The 21,536-nt window shown below is 69.9% G+C and carries 24 protein-coding genes and 1 tRNA gene; 10 read left to right on the top strand and 15 right to left on the bottom strand.

Features of this window, described 5'->3' with window-relative positions:
• Positions 1-20: 20 nt before the first annotated feature.
• Positions 21-491: a GatB/YqeY domain-containing protein gene (locus ACSHT8_RS24690; protein ID WP_436493276.1), complete on the bottom strand. Its 471-nt coding sequence runs from the start codon at positions 489-491 to the stop codon at positions 21-23.
• A gap of 39 nt (positions 492-530) precedes the next feature.
• Between ACSHT8_RS24690 and ACSHT8_RS24685 the strand changes: the two genes are divergently transcribed.
• Entirely contained in the window at positions 531-1,526 is a 996-nt protein-coding gene (locus tag ACSHT8_RS24685) for a metallophosphoesterase (protein WP_436493275.1), read from the top strand.
• A gap of 20 nt (positions 1,527-1,546) precedes the next feature.
• Positions 1,547-1,620 (top strand) — tRNA-Pro (locus ACSHT8_RS24680).
• Positions 1,621-1,669: 49 nt separating this feature from the next.
• Here the strand turns inward: ACSHT8_RS24680 and ACSHT8_RS24675 are convergent.
• The 6 genes from ACSHT8_RS24675 to ACSHT8_RS24650 form a co-directional block, all read right to left on the bottom strand.
• On the bottom strand, positions 1,670-1,954 hold the full coding sequence (locus ACSHT8_RS24675) for a hypothetical protein (RefSeq protein WP_436493274.1): 285 nt from the start codon (positions 1,952-1,954) through the stop codon (positions 1,670-1,672).
• Positions 1,955-2,061: 107 nt separating this feature from the next.
• A complete protein-coding gene (locus ACSHT8_RS24670; RefSeq protein ID WP_436493273.1) occupies positions 2,062-2,727 on the bottom strand; it encodes a DNA alkylation repair protein in 666 nt (221 codons plus the stop codon).
• Between the two features lie 17 nt (positions 2,728-2,744).
• Positions 2,745-3,137: a hypothetical protein gene (locus ACSHT8_RS24665; RefSeq protein ID WP_436493272.1), complete on the bottom strand. Its 393-nt coding sequence runs from the start codon at positions 3,135-3,137 to the stop codon at positions 2,745-2,747.
• Positions 3,138-3,166: 29 nt separating this feature from the next.
• Entirely contained in the window at positions 3,167-3,775 is a 609-nt protein-coding gene (locus tag ACSHT8_RS24660) for a hypothetical protein (protein WP_436493271.1), read from the bottom strand.
• A 57-nt stretch (positions 3,776-3,832) separates the two neighbouring features.
• Positions 3,833-4,042, bottom strand: coding sequence for a ferredoxin (locus ACSHT8_RS24655; protein ID WP_436493270.1), 210 nt, complete (start codon positions 4,040-4,042; stop codon positions 3,833-3,835).
• Between the two features lie 34 nt (positions 4,043-4,076).
• Positions 4,077-4,652 (bottom strand): hypothetical protein, encoded by a 576-nt coding sequence (locus ACSHT8_RS24650; protein ID WP_436493269.1) that lies wholly within the window; start codon positions 4,650-4,652, stop codon positions 4,077-4,079.
• A 65-nt stretch (positions 4,653-4,717) separates the two neighbouring features.
• Here ACSHT8_RS24650 and ACSHT8_RS24645 point away from each other — a divergent pair, with 65 nt between their 5' ends.
• A complete protein-coding gene (locus ACSHT8_RS24645) occupies positions 4,718-6,559 on the top strand; it encodes a prolyl oligopeptidase family serine peptidase (protein ID WP_436493268.1) in 1,842 nt (613 codons plus the stop codon).
• On the opposite strand, the gene ACSHT8_RS24640 is transcribed toward ACSHT8_RS24645, so the two are convergent.
• Positions 6,546-7,112 (bottom strand): NADPH-dependent FMN reductase, encoded by a 567-nt coding sequence (locus tag ACSHT8_RS24640; RefSeq protein ID WP_436493267.1) that lies wholly within the window; start codon positions 7,110-7,112, stop codon positions 6,546-6,548. The genes ACSHT8_RS24645 and ACSHT8_RS24640 overlap by 14 nt on opposite strands.
• An 83-nt stretch (positions 7,113-7,195) precedes the next feature.
• Between ACSHT8_RS24640 and ACSHT8_RS24635 the strand changes: the two genes are divergently transcribed.
• The 3 genes from ACSHT8_RS24635 to ACSHT8_RS24625 all read left to right on the top strand — a co-directional run bounded on the left by ACSHT8_RS24635 (position 7,196) and on the right by ACSHT8_RS24625 (position 10,465).
• Entirely contained in the window at positions 7,196-8,242 is a 1,047-nt protein-coding gene (locus tag ACSHT8_RS24635; protein WP_436493266.1) for an alpha/beta hydrolase, read from the top strand.
• Positions 8,243-8,303: 61 nt separating this feature from the next.
• Positions 8,304-9,533: an MFS transporter gene (locus ACSHT8_RS24630; RefSeq protein ID WP_436493265.1), complete on the top strand. Its 1,230-nt coding sequence runs from the start codon at positions 8,304-8,306 to the stop codon at positions 9,531-9,533.
• A 641-nt stretch (positions 9,534-10,174) separates the two neighbouring features.
• Complete coding sequence (locus tag ACSHT8_RS24625; RefSeq protein WP_436493264.1) at positions 10,175-10,465, top strand: hypothetical protein; 291 nt, start codon at positions 10,175-10,177, stop codon at positions 10,463-10,465.
• A gap of 63 nt (positions 10,466-10,528) precedes the next feature.
• Here the strand turns inward: ACSHT8_RS24625 and ACSHT8_RS24620 are convergent, their stop codons facing one another.
• From ACSHT8_RS24620 to ACSHT8_RS24610, 3 genes are read right to left on the bottom strand one after another with little or no spacing between them, the layout of a single operon-like run.
• Positions 10,529-12,205 carry a protein kinase domain-containing protein gene (locus ACSHT8_RS24620; protein WP_436493263.1) on the bottom strand — a complete coding sequence of 559 codons (1,677 nt, stop codon included), beginning with the start codon at positions 12,203-12,205 and terminating at the stop codon, positions 10,529-10,531.
• A gap of 56 nt (positions 12,206-12,261) precedes the next feature.
• A complete protein-coding gene (locus ACSHT8_RS24615; RefSeq protein WP_436493262.1) occupies positions 12,262-13,326 on the bottom strand; it encodes an aspartate-semialdehyde dehydrogenase in 1,065 nt (354 codons plus the stop codon).
• A complete protein-coding gene (locus ACSHT8_RS24610) occupies positions 13,326-14,591 on the bottom strand; it encodes an aspartate kinase (RefSeq protein WP_436493261.1) in 1,266 nt (421 codons plus the stop codon). The genes ACSHT8_RS24615 and ACSHT8_RS24610 overlap by 1 nt, the downstream gene beginning before the upstream one ends.
• A gap of 192 nt (positions 14,592-14,783) precedes the next feature.
• Here ACSHT8_RS24610 and ACSHT8_RS24605 point away from each other — a divergent pair, with 192 nt between their 5' ends.
• From ACSHT8_RS24605 to ACSHT8_RS24595, 3 genes are all read left to right on the top strand, one after another.
• Positions 14,784-15,908, top strand: a complete 1,125-nt coding sequence (locus ACSHT8_RS24605) for a serine hydrolase domain-containing protein (protein ID WP_436493260.1) — start codon at positions 14,784-14,786, stop codon at positions 15,906-15,908.
• A 231-nt stretch (positions 15,909-16,139) separates the two neighbouring features.
• Positions 16,140-17,225, top strand: a complete 1,086-nt coding sequence (locus ACSHT8_RS24600) for a hypothetical protein (RefSeq protein WP_436493259.1) — start codon at positions 16,140-16,142, stop codon at positions 17,223-17,225.
• Complete coding sequence (locus ACSHT8_RS24595; protein WP_436493258.1) at positions 17,215-17,796, top strand: nitroreductase family protein; 582 nt, start codon at positions 17,215-17,217, stop codon at positions 17,794-17,796. Before ACSHT8_RS24600 ends, ACSHT8_RS24595 begins: the two co-directional genes overlap by 11 nt.
• Here ACSHT8_RS24595 and ACSHT8_RS24590 read toward each other — a convergent pair.
• Genes ACSHT8_RS24590 through ACSHT8_RS24575 form a run of 4 tightly spaced genes read right to left on the bottom strand, consistent with a single transcriptional unit; the run spans position 17,777 to position 19,489 of the window.
• Positions 17,777-18,118: a hypothetical protein gene (locus tag ACSHT8_RS24590; protein ID WP_436493257.1), complete on the bottom strand. Its 342-nt coding sequence runs from the start codon at positions 18,116-18,118 to the stop codon at positions 17,777-17,779. The genes ACSHT8_RS24595 and ACSHT8_RS24590 overlap by 20 nt on opposite strands.
• A 19-nt stretch (positions 18,119-18,137) precedes the next feature.
• Positions 18,138-18,440: a hypothetical protein gene (locus ACSHT8_RS24585; RefSeq protein WP_436493256.1), complete on the bottom strand. Its 303-nt coding sequence runs from the start codon at positions 18,438-18,440 to the stop codon at positions 18,138-18,140.
• A gap of 29 nt (positions 18,441-18,469) precedes the next feature.
• Positions 18,470-18,640, bottom strand: coding sequence for a DUF397 domain-containing protein (locus tag ACSHT8_RS24580; protein WP_436493255.1), 171 nt, complete (start codon positions 18,638-18,640; stop codon positions 18,470-18,472).
• A 6-nt stretch (positions 18,641-18,646) separates the two neighbouring features.
• Complete coding sequence (locus ACSHT8_RS24575) at positions 18,647-19,489, bottom strand: helix-turn-helix domain-containing protein (protein WP_436493254.1); 843 nt, start codon at positions 19,487-19,489, stop codon at positions 18,647-18,649.
• Positions 19,490-19,735: 246 nt separating this feature from the next.
• Here ACSHT8_RS24575 and leuA point away from each other — a divergent pair, with 246 nt between their 5' ends.
• The gene (leuA, locus tag ACSHT8_RS24570; RefSeq protein WP_436493253.1) at positions 19,736-21,526 is read left to right on the top strand and encodes a 2-isopropylmalate synthase; all 1,791 of its coding nucleotides are present in this window, start codon (positions 19,736-19,738) and stop codon (positions 21,524-21,526) included.
• Positions 21,527-21,536: the final 10 nt, after the last annotated feature.

The raw sequence follows: 21,536 nt of genomic DNA, 5'->3' as shown, positions 1-21,536 counted from the left end.
GGATCGCGGCCTTTCTGCTCTCAGCTGGTGAGTTTGGCCTTGACCGCGGCGGCGACCCGGCCGCCCTCGGCGCGGCCCGCGACCTTGGCGTTGGCGGCCTTCATGACCTGGCCCATCTGCTTCGGGCCGGGCGCGGCGCCGAGCTGGTCGGTGACCTCGGCCACAGCGGCGTCGACGAGTGCGGTCAGCTCGGCGTCGTCGAGTTGGGTCGGGAGGTAGGCCTCCAGGACGGCGGCCTCGTCGAGTTCGGCCTGCGACTGCTCGGGGCGGCCCGCGCCTGCGAACGCCTCGGCGGCCTCCTTGCGCTTGCGGACCTCACGGGCCAGGACCTTCTGCACCTCTTCGTCGGTGAGTTCCCTGGCCTCGTCGCCTGCGACCTCTTCGGTGGTGATGGCGGCGAGGCCCATGCGCAGCGACGCGGTCCGGGTCTTCTCGCGGGCCTTCATCGCGGTGGTCAGGTCCGACTTCAGCCGGTTCTTGAGCTCAGCCATGTGATGAACCCTACTGGCCTGGCAAACGCGATACCCGCGATGCCGTCGGAGCCCCGTACCCTCGACGGCGTGAGTGACCTAGCCACGACCCTCCGACGCCTCGCGCTCGGCACGACCGCGCTCGGTGCCGCCACCCTGGCCTACGCCGCGGGCTACGAGCGCACCCGCTGGACGCTGCGCGAGGCCACCCTGCCCGTCCTGGCCGAGGGCGCCCGCCCGCTGCGTGTCCTGCACATCTCGGACCTGCACATGATGCCCGGCCAGAAGTCGAAGCAGGCGTGGGTCGCCGAGCTCGACAGCCTGAACCCGGACCTGGTCGTCAACACCGGAGACAACCTGGCGCACAAGCAGGCCGTGCCCGCGGTCGTGCGCGCGTTGGCGCCGCTGCTGAACCGGCCGGGCCTGTTCGTCTTCGGCAGCAACGACTACTACGCGCCGAAGCCGAAGAACCCGGCGCGCTATCTGTTCCCCTCGGACAAGCGCATCCACGGCATCTCCCTGCCGTGGCGCGACCTGCGGGCGGCCCTGATCGAACGCGGCTGGCACGACCTCACCCACACCCGCGCCCGCCTCACCATCGACGGCCGCCTCATCGCCGCCGCGGGCGTCGACGACCCCCACCTGAAGCGCGACCGCTACGACGAGATCGCGGGCCGCCCGGACCGGACGGCGACGCTGACGCTGGGCGTCACCCACTCGCCGGAGCCCCGGGTGCTGGACCGGTTCGCCGAGGACGGCTACGACCTGGTGCTGGCGGGCCACACGCACGGCGGTCAGCTGCGGATCCCGGGGTACGGGGCTCTGGTGACCAACTGCGAACTGGACCGTTCGCGGGCTCGGGGCGCGTCGCGGTGGGGGGCGCACACGTGCCTGCACGTGTCGGCCGGACTGGGCACCTCGCCGTACGCCCCGGTGCGGTTCGCCTGCCCGCCCGAGGCGAGTCTGCTGACCCTCGTACCGCGTCCGACCGGCGCCGATGCGGCTGCGGAGGGTTCCAGGGGAGCCCGATTCGGAGCCCGTGCACGGGTCCGCTAGACTTCGTCTCGTTCCACACTCGGGGTGTGGCGCAGTTTGGTAGCGTGCTTCGTTCGGGACGAAGAGGTCGCAGGTTCAAATCCTGTCACCCCGACGTACATCAGGCCCTGTCCGGTTGGACAGGGCCTGATTTCGTTTCCAGGTCACCTCAGACTGATCACGTGTGGGTGCGAGTGGGGCTCGACCTCGTCCCCTCCGACGATCCTTGCCGTGCCGACGGGACCTGCGGTGTAGGTGGCGACGGGCGTGCCGGACGGGTCGGTGACCGTGATCGTCTCCGGGATGGCGGCGCCGCCGGAGACGATGATCACCGGTTGGCCGTCGCGGTAGTGGATCGACAGCAGGCCGGTGTCGTCAGTCGTCTCTTGTTCGGAGGGGTCGATAACGGTCAACCCGGATGCCTCGGTCGCCAGTTCCTTCTCGGACATGCCGCTGCTCCATCGCGTTGGGGATCATGGTCGCTGCCCATTCAACCCGCCCCCACGACTCCTCCCTCCATTTTGGACAGAGGTTGGATATCGAGGGTGCGCGATGGCTAAGCCTGTCGGCGCACCATCTCGGTGATCCAGATGGGGGCGAACGGGGACGTGCAGTTGGGTGGGGTCGGGTAGTCCTTGAGGACTTCCAGGCGCTCGCCGATGTCGAGCGCGCGGGCGCGGTGTTCGGGGTGTTCGATCCCGATCTGGGCCAGGCAGTGGTTCATCGCCCACTGCAGCCGGTCGGGCGCGTCCTTCATCTGGGCCTCGATGATGTCGAGGAGCCCAGCGAGGTCGAGGCCGTCGGGGTCCTTCGCGACGCGGTCGGTGGTCAGGGCCCAGCCCGCGCTCGCGACGACCGGGTCCGGGTCGGCGAACCAGGCCAGGCGCAGGGCCTCGGCGTGGGGGCTCTTCTTGACCACGTAGCCGACGAGCCAGTCGTGCACCTTGGGGGTGCGGGCCTCGCGCAGCATGGTGTCGAGGTCGTCGCGCTCGAACGCTTTGGGGCGGCAGACCAGGAGCGCGACGAGCCTGGCGGCGGTGTCGTCGGTCGCCCACAGCTTGACCGCGAGTTCCTGCCGCGTCTTGAGGCGCTTGGCGATCGCGCGCAGTTTGGTGAGGTTCACGCCGTGGTCGTCGCCGTGTTTCTCGTTGATCGCGCGTGCCTTCGGGTCTTCGAGGGCGGCCAGCTCGGCCAACACCTCGGCCACCGTCGTCTCGGCCACCTCAGCCTCCGCTCGTTTCAGGATCGCTTGACCACGGTCAGAGTCATGTCGTCGAATTCCACGCGCGGGATCGCGATGACCTGCCATTGCCAGGTCATCACTCCGAGCCAGGCGCCGTGCACCCGTTCCACGGCGCAGTGGACCTCGGCCGCCGGTCCGCGGGCCTGCACCGAGAGGATCCGCGCTTCGTGGGCGTCGTCCGGCAGCAGCAGCACCACGACAACGACCGACTCGCGCTGCCAATCGATCTCCAGTGGGGCGGGCCGGTCGGCGGGCTGGAAGCCCTGCCACGGTGCCGCGGCCCACAGACGAGTCCACTCGTCCGCGGACCGCAGCACCTGGTGGCCGAACGACGGCTCCACGTCGAAGTCATCCGTGCGGACAACCCGGAACGGGATCGCATTCGCCATCGTTCACGCCTCTCGTCGGTCGAGCCAGCCTAAGCCGATTCGCGCAGGTGGGTGGTGAAGGCGGCGGCTTGGGCGGTCAGCCAGGCGTCGAGGCGGTCGATGTTCGTGTTTCGGGGCAGGCGGAATTCCTGGGAGCGGCGGAGGTCGACTACCAGTGGCGTGGCGCCGGGCAGTAGGTCTGACATGCAGATTTGCAGGACGCGCAGTGCTGCGTTGGCGGCGTCCCTGGTCAGGGGTTGTTCCTTCAGGTGGAACAGCACCACCTGCTCCCCCGCCGACGTGCGCAGCGCCAGGTGGGGGGACACGGTCACGTCGACCTCGCCCACCCGCAGTGTGCTCGTGCCCGTCGACGTCAATGCGGCGCGGCGGGGCCACCAGGACTGGAAGCCCTCGGCGAGTTCGGTGTAGGCGCGGGACTGGCCCGACAGCTCGGTGGCCTCGATGGCGGCGGACAGGACCGCCGCGGGCTCATCGGAGGCTGCGGCCTGGCGCAGGGCGCGCAGGATCGGGCCGTAGAAGTCGACGGTGGCGGACCGGGCGGTGACGATCTCGGTGCGCCGGGACCGGCCTCCGGTGGCGTACTCGGCGAAGGACATCGTGTTGATCTGGGCCGGGCTGTTCGACGTCAGGTGAATCATCGGGCTCCCCTCGAAATCCCTTGTCTGCCAAGGAAACTACCGAAGGGGTACGACAATTCACTCGAGCAGATCGCGCCCGTCCTCAGTCACCGCGATGGCCATTCCGGGGCACCCGTTCGCCGCGTCGAGGACGTCCTCGTCCGGCTCGATCTCCGGGTTGCGGGGGACGGCCGCGCGGCCTTCCAGCACGAAGTGGTCGGGGGCGATGCCCGTGCACAGGCCGGAGGCCACACACGCGCGCGCGTCAACTTCCAGTTTCCAGGTCACCCCGCCAAGGGTAGAGGCGATTCGACCTTGGGAACTACTTCTCGCGGAAGGAATCCACCACGGTCCGCAGGGCGGGCTCGGCCTGGTCACGGCGGTCGGCGAGGGTCCAGGTGAGGATCTGGTGGTAGCCGCGGACGCCGTCGACCAGGGTGCACCAGTAGACGATGGCGTTGCCCTCGAAGTCGCCGGTCAGCTCGTAGCGGACGCCTGGAAGCTCCCCGACGCGCACGTCCTGGGGTTGGCCGACGATGGTGCCGCCGAGGCCGTCGACCGAGATGAGGGCGGTTTCCTCGTAGTCGGCGAAGTCCTTGAACTCGGCTTTGTCGTCGGTGACGACCATGAGGTACCGCTCCTGGTAGATCTGCGCCTGGGCGATGACCGCGCCGGGGATCTGCAGGGACTCGGGCATCTGGCCCCACTTGGAGGGCACCGACACCGAGCTGCGGCCGTCGGTCGCGGTGACGACCTTCGTCTCCGAGTCGTCGACCGCGCGCGGGGTGGCGTCGTTGGTTCCGGTGGTCTCCACGACCAGCCAGACGACGACGCCGACGAACAGCGCGGCGACGGTGCCCAGCAGGACCCACAGCCGCCGGTGACCCTGTTGGACCATCACGACTCCCCCACCCGCTCGAACAGCGGACGCGTCGAGCGTACCCGCCTGGCAGGATCGGAGCTGTGACCAACCATCCTGTCGCCGAGGTCCCCGACCGGCTCTTCACCGACGACGCCGCCGAGGCGCGCTGGCGGGCGCGGTTCCACGCCGCGCGGCTGTCGCTGCCGAGTTGGGCGCGGGACGCGCCCGACCGCACCGTCTACACCTCCAACGCCAGCGGCGTGTGGGAGGTCTACGCGTGGGACCGGGCCACCGACACCCACCGCCGGGTCACCGACCGGCCCAACGGCACGCTGCACGCGGTGCTCACCCCCGACGGCGAGCACATCTGGTGGTTCAACGACACCGACGGCGACGAGTTCGGCACCTGGGTGAGCGAGCCCTTCGGCGGGCGCCCGGCCGGGGCTGAGGCGACCGAGGCGGTCCTGGGCACGAAGCCCGGCTACCCGGCGGGGGTCGAGGTCGGCCGCCACGTCCACGCGGTGGGTGTGGCCGACGACGACGGCACGACGATCTTCCTGGCGCGCGCCGGGCTCCAGGCCGAGGTGATCTACCAGGACGAGCACGACGGCGGGGTCGCCGCGCTGTCGCAGGACGAGTCGCTGCTGGCCATCGCGCATTCCGAGCACGGCGACAACCGTCACCCGGCACTACGGGTGGTCTCGACGCTCGACGCCTCCGCCGTCGCCGAGAAGTGGGACGGCAAGGGCAAGGGCCTCGACGCGATCGCGTTCAGCCCGGTCGACGGCGACCAGCGGCTGCTGGTGCTGCACGAGCGCCGCGGCCGCGAGGAACTGCTGATCTGGGACGTCGCCGCCGACTCCGAGCAGGAGATCACCCTCGACCTGCCGGGCGAGGTAACCGCCGACTGGTACACCGACGGCACCGCGCTGCTCGTGGCCCACACCCACGAGGCGCGCAACTCGCTGCACCGCTACGACATCGCCACCGGCGAACTATCCACTTTGGACACTCCGGCGGGCACGATCGGCTCGGCCCACACCCGGCCCGACGGTACGGTCGAGTACTCGTGGTCGAGCGCCGCCGAGCCGTCGGTCGTCCGGGCGCTGTTCGCCGACGGCACCGAGCGCGTCCTGCTCACCCCGCCCGGCGAGCGCGCCCCCGGCTCGTCGCCGCTGGAGGACGCCTTCGTGGAGACCGCCAACGGCCGCGTCCACGCGCTGGTCGCCCGCCCCGAGGGCGCGCCGGACGGCCCGCTGCCGACGGTGTTCACCCTGCACGGCGGCCCGCACGCCGCCGACGAGGACCGCTTCTCCGCCTACCGCGCCCTCTGGCTCGACGCGGGCTTCGCGGTCGTGCACGTCAACTACCGCGGCTCCACCGGCTACGGCTCGGCGTGGCGCGACGCCATCGAGGGCAGGCCCGGCCTGACCGAGTTGGAGGACGTGGCCGCGGTGCACGCGTGGGCCGTCGAGACCGGCCTGGCCGACGCGGCGCGCTGTGTGGTCAACGGCGCGTCGTGGGGCGGCTACCTGAGCCTGCTCGCCCTGGGCACCCAGCCCGACCTGTGGGCCGCGGGTGTCGCGGGCGTACCGGTGGCCGACTACCTGGCCGCCTACGAGGACGAGATGGAGCCGCTGCGGGCCTTCGACCGCGCGCTGTTCGGCGGCTCCCCGGACGAGCTGCACGACCGCTACGTCGAGTGCTCCCCGATCACCTACGTCGACGCGGTGAAGGTGCCGGTGCTGGTCCTCGCGGGCGAGAACGACCCGCGCTGCCCGATCCGGCAGATCGACAACTACCTCGACCGGCTGGCCGAGCGCGCCGCGCCGTACGAGATGTACCGGTACGACGCGGGCCACGGCTCGCTGGTGGTCGCCGAGACGATCAAGCAGTCGCTGATCGAGGTCTACTTCGCGCTGCGGGCGCTCAAGCTGAGGTAGTCCTGGCCAGGGCGAACTCGACGACCTGCAGGCCGATGGTCCGCAGGCTCGTCGAGGTCTGGCGGTCGCTGCAGTCGCCGGTGCCGTCGAACAGCACCTCGGCGGAGTTCACCGCGGCGCCCAGCGGCGTCGGCCAGCCGCGCAGCGCGTGCACGACCGAGCGCAGGGCTTGCAGCGTGGTCACCGACGCCTGCCAGCCCGCCGCGGTCGCGATGCAGCCGACGGCGCGGCCGTGGAGGTAGGGGCGGGCGTCGTCGCGCAGGTCCTCGACGTAGTCCAGGGCGTTCTTGACCAGCCCGGAAACCGTCCCGTGGTAGCCGGGCGAGACGAGGATCACACCGTCGGCGTCGCGCAGTTCGTCGACCAGGCGCATGGCCTCGCGGGAGCGCTCGGGCACCGCCGGGTCGTAGAACGGGAGCACCAGGTCGGCGCCGGAAAGGGCCGTGGTCTTGGCCCCCGCCTCGGCCGCCCCGGCCAGCGCGATGCGGAGCGCGCGCTCGGACTGAGAGTCCGAGCGCAGGGACCCGCCGATTCCGACCACAGACACTGTCACCTCTCCATACTCGCACCCGGAGAGCGGCTGTCCGCAGGGCCTACCGACAAGTAACGTGCGGGCGGAGTAGCCAAGGAGGCCAGATGTCGAAGCTGTTGGACCGAGTGCCGATCTCCGTCCAGTCCACATTGGTACGGGCGCTGATGGCGCTGCCGAAGCCGATCTTGCGCCGGATCGCGGGAAAGCCCATCCGCATCGACGGCCAGGAGCTCGCACTCGACGCGCAGCTGTTCCTGATCCTGGAGAAGGCGTCAGGCTACCGGCTGGTCAACGGCACCCCGGAGCAGGCTAGGCGGCGGCTGTCGGAGTCGCGTGCGCTGGTCAGCGGCCCGCCGATCGAGCCGGTGACGGTCCGCCCGCTGATGATCGAGGGCAGCCTCCCCGCCCGCTTCTACACCCCCGATGGCCTCGGCGACGACGCTCCGCTGCTGGTCTACTACCACGGCGGCGGCTGGGTGGTCGGCGATCTCGACAGCCACGACCAGGTCAGCCGCTTCCTGGCCACGCGCGCGGGCGTGAAGGTGCTGTCGGTGGACTACCGCCTCGCCCCCGAGCACCGCTTCCCCGCCGCCGTCGACGACGCGCTCATGGCCTTCGACTACGCGGTGAAGAACGCCGCCGAGCTGGGCATCGACCCGGACCGGATCGCCGTGGGCGGCGACAGCGCGGGCGGCAACCTGGCCGCGGTGACGTCGATCCAGGCCGTCCGGGCGGGCGGCGCGGTGCCCAAGTTCCAGCTGCTGATCTACCCGGCGGTCGACGCGTCGGTGCGCAGGCGGTCGCGCGAGCTGTTCGCCGAGGGCTTCTTCCTCACCAGCGATGACATGGACTGGTTCCGCGACCACTACGCGCCGGAGGAAGCGGATTGGACCAACCCACTGTTCTCCCCGCTGCTGGCCGAGGACCTGACCGGCCTGCCGCCCGCCTACGTCGCCACCGCCGGGTTCGACCCGCTGCGCGACGAGGGCGAGGCGTACGCGGACAAGCTGAAGGAGGCGGGCGTCAAGGTGCTCGCCGTGCGGTATCCGGACTTGATCCACGGCTACTTCAGCTTCCTCGGCGTCGGCGCACGGTTCCGGGAGGCCGCGGCGGAGGCGGCTATCGCGTTGCGGACAGCGCTGGCTCTCTGAGCGGGGTGGCCACGCGGTAAAGGGGTTGCGCGCGGGCAGGCCGGCATGTGGGAATCGGGGTATGCAGCAATACCGCCGGATGCTCGGCCTGCCCGGCGTGCGAACGCTGATGATCGTCATGTTCTTCGCCCGGCTGCCGATCACCGCGGCGGCGGTCGTGATCACCCTGCACGTGGCGGTCGGGATGGACCGCGGCTACGGGCAGGCGGGCCTGGTCGGGGCGTCGAGCACCATCGGGATCGCGCTCGGCGCGCCGATCATGGGGCGGGTCATCGACCGGTACGGGCTGCGGCCGATGCTGATGGTCGTCACTCTCGGTGAGACCGCGTTCTGGGCGTCGGCGCGCTTCCTGTCGTATGAGCTGTTGCTGCCCGCGGCGTTTCTCGGGGGCTTCCTCATCGTGCCCGCCATGTCGATCGGCAGGCAGGCGATCGCGGCGCTGGTGCCCGACGAGCTGCGGCGCACCGCGTACTCGCTGGACTCGGTGTCGGTCGAGCTGACCTACATGGTCGGACCGGCCACCGCCGTCGCGCTGGCCACCCAGCTGTCGACGCGCACAGCGCTGACCGCGGTGGCTATCGCGGTGTTCTGCGTCGGCACGCTGTTGTTCATCGTGAACCCGAAGGTGCGCGCCGACCACGAGGAAGCCGCCGGTGGCGTGCGCCTCCCGCGCCGCGACTGGCTGACGCCGCGGCTGCTCGGCGTGTTCGCCGTCGGCGCGGGCGCGGTGTTCGTTCTCGCCGCGATGGACGTCGCGGTCGTGGCGTCGCTGCGCGAGGCCGGGCAGCTCGACTGGACCGGCGTGGTGATCGTCGTGATGTGCCTGTCGTCGGCGATCGGCGGGATGATCTACGGGATGGGCGACCGCGAAGTCACCCCGCATGTCCTAGTTGGACTGATGGGTGTGCTCGCCATCCCGGCCGGTGTCGCGTCTGGACAGTGGTGGCTGCTGGCGCTCATCTTGATCCCCACCAGCTTCCTCTGTGCACCCACAATCGCAGCGACCAACGAACAGGTGAACACTTTGGCCCCCGCGTCGATGCGGGGAGTAGCGACCGGCTTGCAGAGTTCCGCGTTCACCCTGGGCGCGGCGGCGGGCGCACCGCTCGCCGGATTCGTGATGGATCACAGCTCAGCGCCATGGGGCTTCGTCGTCGGCGGCGTCGGCGGGGTGATCGTGGCGGCCATCGCGTTCGCCACGCGGCGGTCTCACGAAGAGGTGAACCTGGCTTCCCAGAAAGAAGATTCGCCAGCGGTGTGCTTACGATCGGCGAGCCCGGGCACCGACTAAAAGTCGTACGACTGAACGCTCTTCGGATCTTCAACTTGTCAGGGGAAGTGAGCCGAATGTTCAGGAAATTGGCCATTGGTCTAGCCGCCGCCGCGACCGCGCTGGTCGGTGGTTTCAATGTGCCCATGGCCGCCGCCGACCCACCAAGCACGTGCGGCGCCGCCACCGCGAGCCTGCAGGACAAGCTGGCCGAGCTGACCGAGGCGCTGGCTGAAGAGCCCGCGCCGGAACCAGAACCAGCGCCAGACCCGGCGCCGGAACCGGAGCCGGACCCAGCGCCTGACCCGGCTCCCGAACCCGAACCGGCCCCGGACCCCGCCCCTGAGCCCGAACCCGCACCGGATCCCGCACCGGATCCCGAACCGGCTCCAGAACCCGCGCCGGAACCTGAGCCCGCACCAGAACCAGCACCCGAACCTGAGCCCGCACCAGAACCAGCACCCGAACCTGAGCCCGCACCAGAACCAGCACCCGAACCTGAGCCCGCACCGGATCCTGAGCCCGCACCGGAACCGGCACCTGAGCCCGCGCCGGAACCTGCGCCCGAGCCTGAGCCCGCGCCGGAACCGGCACCGCTGCCTGAGCCGGAACCCGCCCCGGCACCGCTGCCGCAGGCCCGTTCGGCGAGCGACGACGGTCTGGTGACCGAGCTGGTGACCGCGGTCAAGGCCGCAGTCGGCGTGCTTCAGGCCAACGGCTGTCTCCCGGATGTCCCGCCGGGTGAAGGCACCGAGCTGACCAGCTGCCACAGCTTCACGGCGGCACTGCTCTCGCACGTCCACGGCGCCGTCGCCGATGTCACCACCGCGAGTGAGATCGACCTCGACTCCGTCGGCGACCACGCCGAAGGCGCGGTGGAGGCCCTCGACGGCCTGATCGCCGACGCCTGTGTGCCGGATGAAGAGCCTCCGCTGGAGCCCCCGCTCCCTTGATCCACTGACGCGGAGTCAGTGAACGGCGCCAGCCCCCGACCGGGGCTGGCGCCGTTCCTCATGTCAGAGGACGAGCACGTAGCCCATCCGGTACTCCTTGTTGTAGCCCTCGCAGTCGTCGTGGATCGAGTCGAAGTGGCCGCCGGAGTAGGTGCACCGGTAGAGCGACGCCGACCGCACGCCCTCGGGCGGGGCGGTGAAGATGTAGCCGAGCAAGGCGATCATCTTGTGGCCCTCGCAGCCGCCGCTCTGGTCCACCGACGTGAAGTGGTCGTCTGACGCGTTCTGCTTGCAGGAGTACATCTTCTTGGTGCCCGCCGCGGGCTTGGCGGAGAGATCGCCGAACGAGTGCTCGCGGTTGAACCCTCCGGGCGGGGGAAACGCCGTAGTGGTGGTGATGTGCCAGCCCGTCGGGTGGTTGTAGCGGGTGATCGTGACCCGGGTCCATGACGGCGGCGGAGGCGTGGTCGTCGTGGTGAGGGCCGCCGTGGTGGTGGTCGGCTTCGGCTGGGGCGGCGCCGCTGAGGCCGACGTGGGCTGGGCTGACGCGCTGGCCGAGGACGACGGCGCGGCGCTGCTGCTGCTCGGCGGCGCGGTGGAGCTGGACGCAGCCGACGTGAGCTGAGTGGTCGACGGCGCCGACGACTGGGGCTGCTTGTCCACGACCGGCATCGCCGTGGGCGTGCCGTCTTCGCGGGGGATCAACAGGAAGACCGTCACCAACGCGCCGACGACCACGGCGGCCGCGCTCGCGAGCAGGACTGGGACCTTGCGCTTGGGGCGCTCTTCATCCCACGGGTCGTCGCTCACCCAGGCGGGCGTGGCGACATCGGCGATGTTCTCGCGGGTGGAGCGCTGGGGTGCGGCGACCATCGCTGTCGGCCCGGCGACCAGTTCGGTGGCGTCGGTGGTGACGGGGGCGAAGGTGACCGTGGACTCCGGATCGGCGGGTGCGCCGAGCAGCGTGGCGGCCTGGGGGCCGGTGAGGCGCGCGGCCGGGTCCTGGTTCAGCAGCCCTTCCAGCAGCGACAGCAACGGCTCGCCGCAACGGGACGGGGTGGGGCGTTCGGTGAGGATCGCGTGCATCGTGGCGGCCGTGGTGGTGCGGGTGAACGGCGCGCGGCCCTCGACGGCGTGGAACAGTGTCGCGCCGAGGGCCCACAGGTCGGCGGCGGGCAGCGGCTGGGAGCCGGTGAACAGCTCGGGGGCCATGTAGCCGGGTGAGCCCATGATGCCGCCGGTCGCGGTGAGGCTCGGGTCGTCGACGGCGCGGGCGATGCCGAAGTCGGCGAGTTTCACCCGGTCGCCGGGCAGCACCATGATGTTGCTCGGCTTGACGTCGCGGTGGACGATCCCGGCCGCGTGGGCCGACTGGAGCGCGCCGAGGACCTGGCGGGCGATGGCGAGGACGCGGGACTCCGGCAGCGGCCCGGTCGCGATCAGGTCGGACAGCGTCGGGGCCTGGACCAGCTCCATCACCAGGTAGGCGACGCCGCGGTCGAAGGACACGTCGAACACGGTGACGACGGCCGGGTCGTTGAGCTGGCCCGCCGTCCGTGCCTCGCGCAGGACGCGTTCCTGGAACACCGCCGGGTCCTGGCCGGGCGGGAAGGGCAGCTCCTTGAGCGCGACCTGCCTGCCGATGACCCGGTCCTCGGCCCGCCAGACCACGCCCATGCCGCCGCGGCCCAGTTCGCCGAGCAGGACGTACCGCCCGGCGACCATCCTCGGTTGACCCATGAAACCCCCCGATCCCCACTGTCCGCCGGACAGCCTACGAAAGGGGGGTGTTCACGTCACCGCTGGGCCGCGATGGACTCCGCGATCTCGTAGGTGTTCAGCGCCGCGCCCTTGCGGAGGTTGTCGCCGCAGACGAAGAAGTCGAGCGTGTTCGGGAAGTCCAGCGCCTGGCGGACGCGGCCGACGTAGGTCGGGTCGCCGCCCACGACGTCGGCTGGAGTCGGGAACTGGCCCTTCTCCGGGTCGTCGATCAGCACGACCGACGGCTGCGCCGAGAAGATCTCGTGGGCCTGCGCCACGGTGACCGGCTTGGCGAACCGCGCGTGGACCGCCAGCGAGTGCGTGGTGACGACCGGGACGCGCACGCAGGTGGCCGAGACCTTCAGGTCCTCGATGCCGAGGATCTTGCGGGACTCGTTGCGCACCTTGATCTCCTCGCTGGCCCACCCGTCGGCCTTGAGCGAGCCCGCCCACGGCACGACGTTGAACGCCAGCGGCGCGGGGAACGGCGAGTTCTCCTGTGCCAGACCGGCCGCGGCGAGTGCCTCGCGGACGTCGCCCGCCTTCTCGCCGACCGGCTTGCCCGCGACCGCGGCGTACTCGGCGTACAGGCGGTCGATGCCGTCCTGGCCGGCGCCGGACGCGGCCTGGTACGAAGCGACGACCAGCTCGGTCAGCTGGAACTCGCGGTGCAGGGCGCCGATCGCGGCCATCATCGACAGCGTGGTGCAGTTCGGGTTGGCGATGATCCCGCGCGGCGCGTCGCTGATCTTGTCCGCGTTGACCTCGGGCACCACCAGCGGCACGTCGGCGTCCATGCGGAACGCGCCGGAGTTGTCGACCGCGATGGCGCCGCGCTCAGCGGCGATGGGCGCCCACTGGGCGGAGACCTCGTCGGGGACGTCGAACATCGCGACGTCGACGCCGTCGAAGACCTCCGGCGCGAGCGCGAGGACCGTCAGCTCCTCGCCGCGCACGGTGATCTTCTTGCCCGCCGAGCGCGGCGACGCGATCAGGCGCACCTCGCCCCACGGCCACTCCTTGCGGCCGTTCATGATGTCGACCATGACGGTGCCCACGGCACCCGTCGCGCCCACCAGGGCCAGAACCGGACCGGACATCAGCGACCACTCCCGCCGTACACGATTGCTTCCTCGTCGCCGCCCAGGTCGAACGCGTCGTGGATGGCGCGCACGGCCTCGTCGAGCTGGGTGTCGCGGATCAGGACCGAGATCCGGATCTCCGAGGTGTTGATGATCTCGATGTTGACCCCGGCCTTGGCCAGCGCCTCACAGAACGTCGCGGTGACGCCCGGGTGCGACCGCATCCCGGCGCCGACCAGCGAGACTTTGCCGACGTGGTCGTCGTAGAGGACGGCGGTGAAGCCGAGTTCCTCGCGGATCTTCTCCAGCGCGGACACCGCGGCGGGGCCGTTGCTCTTCGACAGGGTGAAGGTGATGTCGGTCTTGCCCGACACGGTGCTGGACACGTTCTGCAGCACCATGTCGATGTCGATCTCGCTGTCGGCCACGGTCCGGAAGATCCGGGCGGCCACGCCCGCGTGGTCGGGCACGCCCGTCACGGTGACCTTCGCCTCGGACCGGTCGTGCGCGACGCCGGTGATCATCGCCTGTTCCACGGTCAAGTCCTCCATTGATCCGGCGACGATCGTGCCGGACTTGTTGCTGTACGACGATCGGACGTGGATCGGCACGCCGTAGCGGCGCGCGTACTCGACGCAGCGCAGCATGAGCACCTTGGCCCCGCTGGCGGCCATCTCCAGCATCTCCTCGTAGGTGACGCGGTCGAGGCGCTTGGCGTCGGGCACGATCCGCGGGTCGGCGGTGTAGACGCCGTCCACATCGGTGTAGATCTCGCAGACGTCGGCGTTGAGCGCCGCGGCGAGGGCGACCGCGGTGGTGTCCGAACCGCCGCGGCCGAGGGTGGTGATGTCCTTGGTGTCCTGGCTGACGCCCTGGAAGCCCGCGACGAGCACGATGTAGCCCTCGTCGAGCGCGGCCTGCACGCGGCCGGGGGTGACGTCGATGATCCGCGCCTTGCCGTGCACCGAAGTGGTGATCACGCCCGCCTGGGAGCCGGAGAACGACCTGGCCTCGGCGCCGAGCGCGCTGATCGCCATCGCCACGAGGGAGTTGGAGATGCGCTCACCGGCGGTGAGGAGCATGTCCATCTCGCGCTCCGGCGGGACGGGGTTCACCTGCTTGGCGAGGTCGAGGAGTTCGTCGGTCGTGTCACCCATCGCCGAGCACACCACTACGACGTCGTTCCCCGCTTTTCGCGTCGCGATGATCCGCTCGGCGACCCGTTTGATCCGGTCAGCGTTCTCCAACGAGGATCCGCCGTACTTCTGGACGACGAGCGCCACTGCGTGCAACCTCCTCAAGCCGCGGGCGCGCAGGACTGTGCCGCGCGCCTTCTCCGGGTGAGACTACCTGCGACGTCGTCTACCTCTTATGCGCTGTGTGTCCTCCGCCACCACATCGCGGGCTGGAACATCCGCCTATTGGTGAACAAACGCGTTCATAATCGGAGGTGATCATCGACGAAAGGAAGCGCGATGCGCTTATCCGTCAGACTCGGCGGCCTCGTGGCCGCCGCCATGCTGCTCACCGCGGGCACGGCCACCGCGGACACCCACCCGGCGGCCCAGACCGCCATCCAGGACCTCCGCGCCAGCTACGGCGCCCCGGGCGGCAGCGCGGTCGTCCGCGACGGCGACACCCTGTGGAGCGTCACCACCGGCACCCGCGAGCTGTGGTGGAACCTGCCGTTCGGCCCGGACCACAAGGTCCGCGTCGGCAGCCTGTCCAAGCCCATGACCGCCACGATCGTGCTGCAGCTGGTGGCCGAGGGGAAGATCAACCTCGACGCCCCCGTCGCGACCTACATTCCCGGGGTCGTCACCGGCAACTACGACGGCAACGTCATCACCACCCGGCAGCTGCTCAACCACACCAGCGGCATCGGCGACCACCTGCCTTCGGACGTCGCGGGCTACGCCGACCTCAAGTACACCCAGCCGCAGACGATGGCCACGGTCGCGTCGTGGGGCCTGGCCAAGCCCGCCCAGTTCGCCCCCGGCGCCGGGTGGCTGTACTCAGGCGCCAACTACTTCCTCGCCGGCATGATCATCGAGGCGGTCACCGGGCGCACCTACAGCCAGGAGCTGACCAGCCGGATCGTCACGCCACTCGGCCTGACCAGCACGTTCCTGCCCACGGTCAAGACGCTGCCGCCGGGCCACGTGCGCGGGTACATCGGCACGGGGATCTTCGCGGTGGACACCACCGAACTGGTCGACCCGAGCATCGGCGGGCCCGCGGGCGGCCTGGTCTCCAGCGGCGCCGACGAGACGAAGTTCTACCGGGCGCTGTTCGGCGGGCAGCTCCTCGCGCCCGCGCAGATCGCCCAGCTGACCACGCCCAACAACGCGCCCGGCTCGACGGCGCCGAACTACGGCCTCGGCGTCGACAAGTTCGTGCTGCCGTGTGAGAACGGCGCCATCGCCTACGGCCACTACGGCGTGTGGCCCGGCTACCAGTCGATCGCGGGCGGCACGGCCAACGGCTCGCGCGCGGCGTTCGCGGTGATCAACGTGTTCAACGGCGGCGGGACCAGCTCCTCCAACGGCATGGACCGCGCCGTAACCCTCGGCAAGGTCCTCTGCGACGGCAAGAGCTGAGTCGGCGGTGGGCACGGTGGTCCTCTCCGCCGTGCCCACTGGCCCGGATGGCGCAGCCGCTACCCTGGGGATCTACTACGGCCATGGCAGATGGAAAGGATCGGGGTGTCTGCGACGGACGTGGCGCCGCAGAGCGCCCAGGAGGCGACGACCGCTCCGCCAGCACCGGCTCCAGACCGTGCACGGCGGTGGACGCTCGCCAGGATCGCCAATCTTCTAGCCCCTGGCCTGGTGTTTCTCGGGGTGCGCGAGGTCGGCCTGCTCGTGCTGACCTGGATGGCGGGCCAGAACAACCAGTCCGCCACCGACGCGCTGAAGTCGTGGGACGGGCAGTGGTTCCTGGCGATCGCGGGCCACGGCTACGCCGACGTGCCGCCGAACCTGGTCGACGCGTTCAACCGGCGCAGCGCCGAGACGCCGCTGGCGTTCTTCCCCGGCTATCCGACGGTGGTCGGCTGGCTGAGTGATCTCGGGTTCCTGCTGCTGCCCTCCGCGCTGGCGATCACCGTCGCGTTCGGGGTGGTGTGCGCGTACGGGATGACCCGGCTGGGCACGATCATCTCCGGCGGGTCGCGGAAGGTCGGGCTGATCCTGGTCGCGCTGTTCGCCGCGTCGCCCATGGCGATCGTGTTGTCGATGGCGTACTCGGAGGCGATGTTCTGCGCGTTCGCCGTGTGGGCGCTGGTGTTCGTGCTGGAGCGGCAGTGGATCGGCGCGGGGCTGTGCTGCGCGGTGGCGGGGCTGGTCCGGCCGACGGCGGCGGCGCTGATCCTGGCGGTCGGGCTGGCCATCATCGTGGCGATCATTCAGCGGCGGGAGACGTGGAAGCCCTGGGTCGGCGGGCTCGTCGCGCCGGTCGGGCTGATCGGCTACCTCGCGTGGGTCGGCACGCAGACCGGTGAGTGGGACGGCTGGTTCGCCCTGCAGCGGCGCGGTTGGGACTCCGAGTTCGACGGCGGCGGCGCCACGATCAAATTCAGCCTGGAGGTGCTGGGCAACGCGCGGTCCGTGCTGGAGGTGGCGACGGTCGGGCTGATCGTGGTCGCGCTGGCGCTGCTGGTGATCTGCTGGCGGAAGCGGCTGGAGTGGCCGCTGGTGGTCTACGCGGCCGGTGTCCTGGCGATGGACCTGTGCTCGAACGGCCTGATGAACTCGAAGGCGCGGCTGATGGTGCCCGCCTTCACCCTGCTGATCCCGATCGCGATCGGCCTGGCGAAGCGCCGGACGTCGACGGTGCTGCTGACGCTCGCGGGCGCGGCGGTCGCGTCGGCCTGGTTCGGCGCGTACTCGATCACGTCGTGGGGCTATGCCATCTGAGCCGCACCCGCTGATCAAGGCACGCTGGAGCCCGCGTGCGCTGGACCCGGCCGGGGTCGTGCCGCTGGAAGCGTTGAATCGGATGTTGGAGGCGGCCCGGTGGGCGCCGTCGTACGGGAACACGCAGCCCGCGCGCTACATCGTCGGACCGCGCGGAACGTCGACGTTCGACCGGATCCTGGGGTGTCTGAACCGCGGGAACCAGGCGTGGGCGGTCAACGCGGGCGCGCTGTTGGTGGCGTGCGCGTCGACGGTCAACGAGAAGGGCGACATCCCGTACGCGGAGTACGGAGTCGGCCTGGCAACGGAGAACCTGGTGTTGCAGGCCGTCGCGGAGGGGCTAGTCGCCCATCAGATGGCCGGGTTCGACAAGGCGGCGGTCGTGGCGGAGTTCGAGCTGCCGCCGACGGCCAGGCCGCTGGTCGCGGTGGCCGTCGGCGTGCTCGGGTCGCCGGAACTGCTGCCGCCGGAGAAGCGCGAGCGCGAGACGAAGCCGCGCAGGCGCAAACCCGCCGCCGAGTTGGCCTTCACCGACCGCTGGGGCGAACCGTTCAGGCCAGACGCCGAATGAGCTTGGCGACCACGGTCGAGACCACCAGCCAGAAAACGGCGGCCAGGCCGTAGTTGACCAGGACGGCCAGCTTCGGGTCGTCTGGCGTGAACAGGTTCTTGAACGCGAGGGCCAGCGGTTCTGCCCAGTCGCGGAAGAAGCTGGTGATGCCGTTGCCCTGGTTGGCGTTGCCCATCACGAGAATGACGTGCACGACCAGGATCAGGGCGATCACCAGCCCCACCCAGCGGACGATGCCCGCCACCAGCCCGACGATGTCCGCGCGCCACTCAGCGGCGGTGCGCCGGGGAGCGGCGGCGGTTTCTTCGGTGCTGTCGGCCATGGGCAAAGTCTGGCATCGCTCAGCGCAGGGCGCGAGCCACCAGTCCGGTCACGACCAGCCAGAACACGGCAGCGAGGCCGTAGTTCACGATGACGGCGAGCGTCGGGTTGGCGATGGGGAAGAGACCGGGGAAGAACAGGGCGAGCGGCTCAGCCAGTGAGGCGATGAACCGGAAGAACGCGTTGGCGGCGTTCGCCCCGAAGATGATCAGGAGGATGTAGACGACCTCGATGAGGGCGAATAAGGCACCGATCCCGGCCACGATGCGGGCCGGGGTGCTGCGCCCACGCCCACGCGCTGCGTACCACCTGTGCGTAGTCATGGTCGATATATGCCCCGACCAGGGGATCGTCAAACGTGGGCGGCTAGGCGGCGGGGGAACCAGGTGGGGACCGGGAAGGAAAGCGTGCCGCCTTCGGGGTTCTTGGAGTCACGGACACGAACGACGGTGGCGTAGGAGACTTCGACGCAGTCCTGCTGATGGGGTTCGCTGAACGTCGACTTCCGCCACTCTGCGCGCATCCCGTTTCATCCCCGTTCGTAATCAGCCACCATGCTCGTCAGGAATTTCACCGAATCGGCTGAACCCAACGCCATCAGGTTCATCGTAGAGGTGAACCCGCGATAGCGATGGATGCTGTCAGCCTTATGGAGGAACCCGGACACCGCCGCGCTCTCGAAGTAGACGATCGGGAAGTCTTCCCTGAATTCCATCAGCATGTAGGCGCCCGGGTCCAGGTAGTAGCCGTGTTTGAAGGGGATCACGCGGATGCTGATGTGCGCCTGCTCCATCCGAGCGAGCAACCACTGAATCTGCTGGACCATCACATCCGCACCGCCTACCTGTCGCCGCAACACCCGCTCATCGAGGAAGACCTCATAGTTCGGGCTGACGATCTTGGTGAAGATCGCCTGTCGCTCCAACCTCGCGGCCACCAGTCGCTCCCTGCCCTCATCGCTGAACGGGGTGGCGGTCATGAGCGCCCGGATGTAAGCGGGCGTCTGGAGCAGACCGGGGATCAAAGCGTTCGCGAACTGGGTGATCTTGGTGGCTTGGGCCTCGAACAGCCGCAGCGACGGAGTGATCCGGTGCGACTTGCCTTCCGACTCGACCCAGTGTGGCTTGTCGAGATCCTGAGCCAGTTCCATGAGCCTCATGCGTTCGAACCCGGTGACGCCGTAGATCGCCAGCAGCGCCGAGACGTCCTCAATCGGGGAGAAGCGTTTGGCCTTCTCCGAGCGGTTCAAGGTTGGCGCGGACGTGCCGATCTTCACCGCCGCGTCCCGTGTTCTCAGGCCCGCGCGTTCACGGGCGGCCTTCAGTTCCATCGCGAGTGCCCGCACCTTGGCGGGCTGTTCGTTGCTGATCACACCCCCATCGCAGCGTCTTCGGCCACAATGCGCAACCGGCTGGTTCGTCTCCGTTATTTCGCCCGGTGAAATCGTGTCCGGCCCAGGATGTGGACTTCCGATTCCACATTCGGCCGAACGGTGGCTACTCTGGCCGGGTGGCTCTCCTCCTGCTTCGCTGCCGCGACGGGGCCTGACCAGGCCGGCCCCCCGTCGCGGAGTTTGGCGTTCGCCGGTCGCCGACTCTCGTAGCAGGAGACCCGCACCATGAGCAGCCCCGATTCCTTCAGCTCCGCCAACAGCCGCATCCGCACGCCCGCGAAGCCCGCGCCCGGTGACCAGCCCGCGTGGAACCCGCAGCTGGGCAGCTCGATGCCGTTCCACCGGTACCGCCCGTTCCCCGAGCTGGTCGAGCCCATCGACGTACCCGACCGCACCTGGCCGAACAAGCGCATCACCAAGGCGCCCCTGTGGTGCGCGGTCGACCTGCGTGACGGCAACCAGGCGCTGATCGACCCGATGTCGCCCGCCCGCAAGCGCCGCATGTTCGACCTGCTGGTGCGCATGGGCTACAAGGAGATCGAGGTCGGCTTCCCGGCCGCCAGCCAGACGGACTTCGACTTCGTCCGCGAGATCGTCACCGAGGGCGCCATCCCGGAGGACGTCCGCATCCAGGTGCTGACGCAGGCCCGGCCCGAGCTGATCGAGCGCACGTACGAGGCCCTGGAGGGCGTGCACTCGGCGATCGTCCACCTCTACAACTCGACGTCGATCCTGCAGCGGCGCGTCGTGTTCCGGCAGGACCGCGCGGGGATCAAGAAGATCGCCACCGACGGCGCCGAGGTCGTGCTGGCCTTCGCCGAGAAGTACGCCGACACCGACTTCCGGTTCGAGTACTCCCCCGAGTCCTACACCGGCACCGAGCTGTCCTACGCCGCCGAGGTGTGCAACGCCGTCGCCGCTGTCTGGCAGCCGACGCCCGACCGGCCGATGATCGTCAACCTGCCCGCGACCGTCGAGATGGCCACGCCCAACGTGTACGCCGACTCGATCGAGTGGATGAACCGCAACCTCGACAACCGCGACTCGCTGATCCTGAGCCTGCACCCGCACAACGACCGGGGCACCGGCGTAGCCGCCGCCGAGCTGGGCTACCAGGCCGGGGCCGACCGCATCGAGGGCTGCCTGTTCGGCAACGGCGAGCGCACCGGCAACGTCGACCTGGTCACCCTGGGCATGAACCTGTTCAGCCAGGGCATCGACCCGCAGATCGACTTCTCCGACATCGACGAGATCCGCCGCACCGTCGAGTACTGCAATCAGCTGCCCGTCGCCGAGCGCCACCCGTGGGGCGGCGACCTGGTGTTCACCGCCTTCTCCGGCAGCCACCAGGACGCCATCAACAAGGGCTTCGACGCGATGCGCACCGACGCGGAGGCCGCCGGGGTCGGGGTGGACGAGCACCCGTGGGAGGTGCCGTACCTGCCGATCGACCCGAAGGACATCGGCCGCTCCTACGAGGCGGTCATCCGGGTCAACTCGCAGTCCGGCAAGGGCGGCGTCGCCTACATCATGAAGACCGAGCACCAGCTGAAGCTGCCGCGTCGGCTGCAGATCGAGTTCTCGCAGGTCATCCAGGCCGTCACGGACAACGAGGGCGGCGAGGTCAGCCCGAAGGAGATGTGGGACGTCTTCGCGGGCGAGTACCTCGACCGGATCTCCCCGCTGCGCCTGCGCCGCAACCGCATCTCCGACGACGGCGAGGGCCGCGACGAGATCGAGGCGTCGGTGACGGTGGAGGGCGAGGAGCACGAGATCACGGGCGCGGGCAACGGCCCGATCGCCGCCTTCGTCGACGGGCTGGCCTCGGTCGGCTACGACGTGCGGGTCCTGGACTACTCCGAGCACGCTCTCACCGCGGGCGACGACGCCCGGGCGGCGGCCTATGTGGAGTGCGCGGTGGGCGACCAGGTGCTGTGGGGCGTCGCGATCGACAGCTCGATCGTGGCCGCTTCGCTCAAGGCCGTTGTCTCGGCGGTGAACCGGGCCCACAAGTAGGCCCGGTCCA

It is taken from the genome of Actinokineospora sp. HUAS TT18, from assembly GCF_051364635.1.
In the GTDB taxonomy this organism is placed as follows: Bacteria; Actinomycetota; Actinomycetes; order Mycobacteriales; family Pseudonocardiaceae; genus Actinokineospora.
The sequence above is the reverse complement of the archived record's forward strand: the minus strand, read 5'-3'. Positions and strand labels throughout refer to the sequence as shown.

Excerpts from the sequence above, each read along its gene's own strand:
- ACSHT8_RS24690 (WP_436493276.1), bottom strand. The coding sequence starts at position 491 with ATGGCTGAGCTCAAGAACCGGCTGAAGTCGGACCTGACCACCGCGATG.
- ACSHT8_RS24685 (WP_436493275.1), top strand. The coding sequence starts at position 531 with ATGCCGTCGGAGCCCCGTACCCTCGACGGCGTGAGTGACCTAGCCACG.
- ACSHT8_RS24675 (WP_436493274.1), bottom strand. The coding sequence starts at position 1,954 with ATGTCCGAGAAGGAACTGGCGACCGAGGCATCCGGGTTGACCGTTATC.
- ACSHT8_RS24665 (WP_436493272.1), bottom strand. The coding sequence starts at position 3,137 with ATGGCGAATGCGATCCCGTTCCGGGTTGTCCGCACGGATGACTTCGAC.
- ACSHT8_RS24660 (WP_436493271.1), bottom strand. The coding sequence starts at position 3,775 with ATGATTCACCTGACGTCGAACAGCCCGGCCCAGATCAACACGATGTCC.
- ACSHT8_RS24650 (WP_436493269.1), bottom strand. The coding sequence starts at position 4,652 with ATGGTCCAACAGGGTCACCGGCGGCTGTGGGTCCTGCTGGGCACCGTC.
- ACSHT8_RS24635 (WP_436493266.1), top strand. The coding sequence starts at position 7,196 with ATGTCGAAGCTGTTGGACCGAGTGCCGATCTCCGTCCAGTCCACATTG.
- ACSHT8_RS24630 (WP_436493265.1), top strand. The coding sequence starts at position 8,304 with ATGCAGCAATACCGCCGGATGCTCGGCCTGCCCGGCGTGCGAACGCTG.
- ACSHT8_RS24620 (WP_436493263.1), bottom strand. The coding sequence starts at position 12,205 with ATGGGTCAACCGAGGATGGTCGCCGGGCGGTACGTCCTGCTCGGCGAA.
- ACSHT8_RS24615 (WP_436493262.1), bottom strand. The coding sequence starts at position 13,326 with ATGTCCGGTCCGGTTCTGGCCCTGGTGGGCGCGACGGGTGCCGTGGGC.
- ACSHT8_RS24605 (WP_436493260.1), top strand. The coding sequence starts at position 14,784 with ATGCGCTTATCCGTCAGACTCGGCGGCCTCGTGGCCGCCGCCATGCTG.
- ACSHT8_RS24595 (WP_436493258.1), top strand. The coding sequence starts at position 17,215 with ATGCCATCTGAGCCGCACCCGCTGATCAAGGCACGCTGGAGCCCGCGT.
- ACSHT8_RS24590 (WP_436493257.1), bottom strand. The coding sequence starts at position 18,118 with ATGGCCGACAGCACCGAAGAAACCGCCGCCGCTCCCCGGCGCACCGCC.
- ACSHT8_RS24585 (WP_436493256.1), bottom strand. The coding sequence starts at position 18,440 with ATGACTACGCACAGGTGGTACGCAGCGCGTGGGCGTGGGCGCAGCACC.
- ACSHT8_RS24580 (WP_436493255.1), bottom strand. The coding sequence starts at position 18,640 with ATGCGCGCAGAGTGGCGGAAGTCGACGTTCAGCGAACCCCATCAGCAG.
- leuA (WP_436493253.1), top strand. The coding sequence starts at position 19,736 with ATGAGCAGCCCCGATTCCTTCAGCTCCGCCAACAGCCGCATCCGCACG.